2 protein-coding genes and 1 pseudogene are annotated in these 2,122 nt (G+C 70.9%); 1 reads left to right on the plus strand and 2 read right to left on the minus strand.

The window, feature by feature from the left end:
- Positions 1-233: pseudogene (locus tag AB0I88_RS40175) on the minus strand (hypothetical protein); the annotation flags it as partial.
- 260 nt (positions 234-493) lie between these two features.
- Entirely contained in the window at positions 494-1,069 is a 576-nt protein-coding gene (locus AB0I88_RS40180; RefSeq protein ID WP_361037371.1) for a hypothetical protein, read from the minus strand.
- 387 nt (positions 1,070-1,456) lie between these two features.
- Here AB0I88_RS40180 and AB0I88_RS40185 point away from each other — a divergent pair, with 387 nt between their 5' ends.
- The gene (locus AB0I88_RS40185; protein ID WP_361037373.1) at positions 1,457-1,987 is read left to right on the plus strand and encodes a hypothetical protein; all 531 of its coding nucleotides are present in this window, start codon (positions 1,457-1,459) and stop codon (positions 1,985-1,987) included.
- Positions 1,988-2,122 lie beyond the last annotated feature (135 nt).

Genomic DNA, 2,122 nt, shown 5'->3' on the forward strand with positions numbered 1-2,122 from the left:
GGGTCCTTCGCAAGAACCATGATCACGCAAGGGCTGCCCTCGTGATCGACCTGGGTCACATCGACGAACCCCGGCAGGTTAAACGGCAAGCTCAGCGCGTCATGATCGATCAGGGCGACCTCGATCCCGGCCTCCCGGGCGGCGCGCGCCTCCCCGGCGAAATGCTCATCGGGACGGCGCGGGCGCAGGACATCAGCGGGCAGCAACAACATCACCCCACGATGATCGGTCACCGCAAGCGGCTCCCTCGCACACCACCCCCGAGATGTACGCCCGGAGCACCGCATCCGCATCCTTCAGAGATCGGACACCGGAGCACGTCACCCGCCCGCACGCATCGGCCGCCGCCCAGACATGCGGAAGTGCCGGCACCGGCCGTACGGTCGCGGCCGACCGTGGGCGCTGACTCGCACGCTCCGAGACCGCGCCCACGAACAGCCGAAAGAGATCGACTACAGCGCGTCGCCATCTGCGGACGGAAACGCCCGCGACGTCAGACGTATCGGCGCGACTCGGCGTAGGCAAGGCCGGGCCGGCGGCGTACCGGACGGGCCAGTGGCGCCAGCGCTGCGAGCAGGATCAGCGCGGCCAGCGGAAGGTTGCCGGCATCCAGGGTCAACGCCACCATCCCGGCACCGAACACCAGCGGGCTCCACACCGGCGCACGCCGGGCGGCGACCATCAGGCCGAGCATGGTGAGCATGCCGAGGGCGAAGAGCAACGGGCCGGCGGCTTGAAGCTGCTCAGGCAGCGGAGCGGCGGCCCGGAAGCCGGCCGACAGATCACCGGCGATCACCCAGAGGAAGCAGGCCACACCGGCAAGGGTCATGCCCGTCGCCACCGCGGCGACCGACCGGGCCCCCGGCGGCGCGAGCCCGCGGAGACCGACCGTGAGTACCCCGAACAGCACCATCGAGGCGAGGAACGCCAGATGCCCGGCGGTCCAGGCCAGACCACCCGGGCCGCGAACGCCGTCCAGTCCGTCGATCAGGCGAAGCACCCCGTACACCAGCATGAGCGCCGGCGCGTCCAGCGCCGCGAAGCGAACGGTGACATTGTTCGATGGCATGTCCTGACCGTAGGACCGCTCGGCACGGCTCGGCACCGGCGCTTACCCTGCCCCGACCCCGATTCTCCGCTAAGGGCTGCCCGCCACGTCCCCTAAGGCGCCGAGAAGCAAGCCATGGCTTTCGGTATCGCTGTTCGTTGATCTGCCACGGCAGTCACGGACGAGACCGCGACACGGCACCCCGAACCCGAGTAGCACCGGCTGCGGGCGCGGGCCACAGGGCCTAGAGCATCCTAGGAACCCATTCCAATCGCTGCTCTTGTCCTGCCAGGACAGGTTGGGGTGCTCCCGGGGAGCTACGTGACGCGGTCGCCGACTTCAACGCACTGTGGACGGCCCCTGATGGTGGGGCCGTCCTGCTGGACGCGGGCTGCGACGATCATCGGCATGACGCGTCTCCTGTGGATGGTTCCGGTTGTTCTGCTCCTCGCGGTGGCCGGGTGCACCGAGGAGGAACGGGCGGCGGCTCCGGCACCGAGTACCGGGGCGGCTCCGGCCGCGAGTGCCCCGCCGTCGGCCGCGCCCGAGACGCCCGCGGTGACGAAGTCGGCGATGCCCGTGGTCACGCCGCCGGCTGCCGTCGACGGGGAGGTGGGCCGCCGGGTGTATACGGCGGGGGCGGATCAGGGCAAGGGCACGACGGTCCTGAGCAGCCTTCCCCGGAAGGGGCAGGAGTACGAGGCGCGGGCGGCGTGTTCGGCCACGGCGGCCGGGCGGAGTCTCACCGTGGTGGTCCGGAGCAGCGAGACCGGGTCGTCCGGCCGGGTGTTCCTCGAGGGTGACGTGCCGTGCGACGGGGCGGAGACGGCGATCGGCTGGACCGCGGGAGCCGGGGTGGGGCCGGTGGCGGTCGGTCTGGAAGGGGTTCAGCCCGGCATCGAGTCCGCCTATGCGGTGCTCGTTCCGGTGGCCGACTGATCAATGACCCGCCGCGGCGGCTGTTACGGAGTCGATCACCGAAACTGACCCGGCGCAGCGGTGATCGTGCCGGCAGCAGCCGGAGCAGCGGCGGCGGGAAACCCAGCACCAGCGGGCGCAGCAGCAGCGGAAGAC

It is taken from the genome of Actinoplanes sp. NPDC049802 (genome assembly GCF_040656595.1).
GTDB lineage: Bacteria > Actinomycetota > Actinomycetes > Mycobacteriales > Micromonosporaceae > Actinoplanes.

What these genes read in the sequence shown, in the direction of transcription:
- AB0I88_RS40180 (WP_361037371.1), bottom strand. Translation starts at nt 1,069, where the DNA reads ATGCCATCGAACAATGTCACCGTTCGCTTCGCGGCGCTGGACGCGCCG.
- AB0I88_RS40185 (WP_361037373.1), top strand. Translation starts at nt 1,457, where the DNA reads ATGACGCGTCTCCTGTGGATGGTTCCGGTTGTTCTGCTCCTCGCGGTG.